This is a genomic window from Streptomyces sp. SID5785, from assembly GCF_009870065.1.
Lineage (GTDB): Bacteria > Actinomycetota > Actinomycetes > Streptomycetales > Streptomycetaceae > Streptomyces.
Map to the genome: position 1 here is coordinate 1 of NZ_WWIA01000855.1, position 2,432 is coordinate 2,432.

2 protein-coding genes and 1 pseudogene are annotated in these 2,432 nt (G+C 73.3%); all 3 read left to right on the forward strand.

What is annotated here, in order from left to right; translation table 11 throughout:
* Positions 1-540, forward strand: a 540-nt coding sequence (locus tag GTW43_RS27705; RefSeq protein ID WP_161304696.1) for an aldo/keto reductase, incomplete at its 5' end; no start/stop codon positions are given.
* A gap of 75 nt (positions 541-615) precedes the next feature.
* Entirely contained in the window at positions 616-1,647 is a 1,032-nt protein-coding gene (locus tag GTW43_RS27710; RefSeq protein WP_161304697.1) for an AraC family transcriptional regulator, read from the forward strand.
* Between the two features lie 64 nt (positions 1,648-1,711).
* Positions 1,712-2,432 (forward strand): annotated as a pseudogene (locus GTW43_RS27715) (hypothetical protein); the annotation flags it as partial.

Below are 2,432 nucleotides of genomic sequence, written 5' to 3' on the forward strand. Positions count from 1 at the left end.
CTGGGCCTCGACCACGTCGACCTGTACCTGATCCACTGGCCGCTGCCGCGCGTCGACGCGTACGTCGCGTCCTGGAAGGCGATGGTCAGGCTCCGTGAGGAGGGGCTGGTCCGCTCGATCGGCGTCTCCAACTTCACGGCCGCGCACATCGAGCGCCTGGAGAGCGAGACCGGCGTGCTGCCCTCGGTCAACCAGATCGAGCTGCATCCGCTCTTCCCGCAGGACGCGCTGCGCGCCCACCACGCGGCCAAGGGCATCGTCACGGAGAGCTGGAGCCCGCTCGGCCGCGGGTCGGGGCTCACCGACGACCCGGCGATCGCGGACGTCGCCCGGGCGCACGGGGTGACGCCCGCGCAGGTGGTGCTGCGCTGGCACGTCCAGCTCGGCGCGGTGCCGATCCCCAAGTCCGGCGACCCGCACCGGCAGCGGGACAATCTCGACGTCTTCGGGTTCGAGCTGACCGACGAGGAGATGGACACCGTCGCGCGGCGTCCGCACCGGCGGCTGGGCGGCGACCCGGAGGAGCACGAGGAGTTCTGACGGGCCCCGCCGGGACCCGGCGAGGACCCGGCCAGGACCCGGGCCGGACCCAGCCCGGGAACGTACGCTTCCGCCATGGTCCCGATGATCCGCACCGCCAGCCTGCGCGGCTTCGTCGACCTGGTGGAGGAGCTGGGGGGCGACGCCGACGCGCTGCTCGCCCGGCACGGCCTCGCACGGGACGTCCTCGGCGCCGACGACGGGCTCATCCCGATCACGGCGAACGACCTGGTGCTCGACGCCGCGGCGGCCGAACTGGCCTGTCCGGACCTGGGACTGCGTCTGGCCGAGGCGCAGGATCTGAGCGTCCTCGGCCCGCTGGCCGTCGTGATCGAGTCCTCGTCGACGGTGGCCGAGGCCCTGCGGCTCGCGTCCCGGTACATGTTCGTGCACAGCCCGGCGCTCAGTGTCGGCGTCGAGGCCGACCCGTACGGGGCCCGCGGCGTCGTCGCCCTGACGTACCGCAAGGACCTGCACGAGTCGCCGTACTCGCCGCAGGCGATGGAGCTCGGCCTCGGACTCTTCCAGCGGATCGCACGCGTGCTCGTCGGCAGCAGGGCCGGGCTGCGGTCCGTCGAGTTCCCGCATCAGCCGCTCTCGCCGGTGCGCCGCTACACCGAGTTCTTCGGGGCCGACGTGCGCTTCGGCCGTCCCGCGGGGGCGCTGCGGGTCGAACGGCATCTGCTCGACGGGCAGTTCGCGACCGCCGACGCGACGATCCGGCGGCTGGCCGTGGAGTACCTCGCCGACCGGTACGCCGACCCGGCCGCCGCCGTGTCCACGCAGGTCCGGCGCGCCCTGGCGGGCAGCCTCGGCGCAGGACCCCCCGCGCTCGGCGGGGTCGCCCGGCTGCTGTCCGTGCACCCCCGCACACTGCAGCGTCGGCTGGCCGCCGAGGGGACCACCTTCGAGGCGGTCCTCGACGAGGTGCGGCGGGACGCGGCGCACCGGTATCTCACGACGACGCGGCTGCCGCTCGGGCAGGTCGCCGCGCTGGTCGGGTTCACCGAGCAGTCCACGCTCAGTCACTGCGTGCGGCGCTGGTTCGGGACGAGCCCCCGTGCGCTGCGCCGGGCCGCCGACTCCGGCCCCGGTCTGTCGCGCTGAAACAAGTACCGTTCCGCCGTTGCCCGCACCCTGGGTCGGACAGCCCACCCAGGAGGAGCGACTCATGGTGCAGCAGGCAGCGCGCGGCGGACCGGATCTCGACGCGATCGGCGCCCGGCCGATCCCCGAGTTCGACGGCGTGCACGAGGTGTGGCCCCGGGGCGAGCGGCTGGCGGAGGTCCGACGGGCCGCGGCGGCGTACAAGCCGCGCTTCAAGGAGCAGGGACAGGTCCGTGCCGTGCGCTCGGTGGACATCGCGGCGGCGCCGTACCCGGTCGCCTACGCCTTCCACGGAGCGGTGTCGGTGCCCACGCTGCCGCTGATCTCGATGATCAACCGCATGGTCGTCGTCCAGTACGACGACTGGAACGGCACCCCGCGCACGCTCGTCTTCGAACCCACGGTGCCCGACGGATCCGCCGAGGCGCCCTTCTACCGGAACCTGCGCCGGCTCACCGCGAAGGTGCCCGGCGGCCGCCTGGTCGAGAAGGCCGTCCTCAAGTACTACAACGAGCCCGGTGACGTCCTCACGCGGCTCGGCCTCGGCGCCGACGACATCGACTTCTGCACCTTCGACCATCTGCACGTGCAGGACCCGCGGATGATCCTCGGCTCGACCGAGGTCATCGAGGGCGAGACGACGCCGCGCGGCCCGCTGTTCGGCGCGGCGCGGATGCTCGTGCACCGCCGCGAGCTCGCCACGCTGGAGTCGCTGCACCCGATGCAGTGGGCGTGGTACGTCGACGGCGGGCTCGGCGGGGTGGACCCGTACAAGTTCGTGACGT

Coding starts and splice junctions, on each gene's coding strand:
- GTW43_RS27710 (WP_161304697.1), top strand. CDS start 616: ATGGTCCCGATGATCCGCACCGCCAGCCTGCGCGGCTTCGTCGACCTG.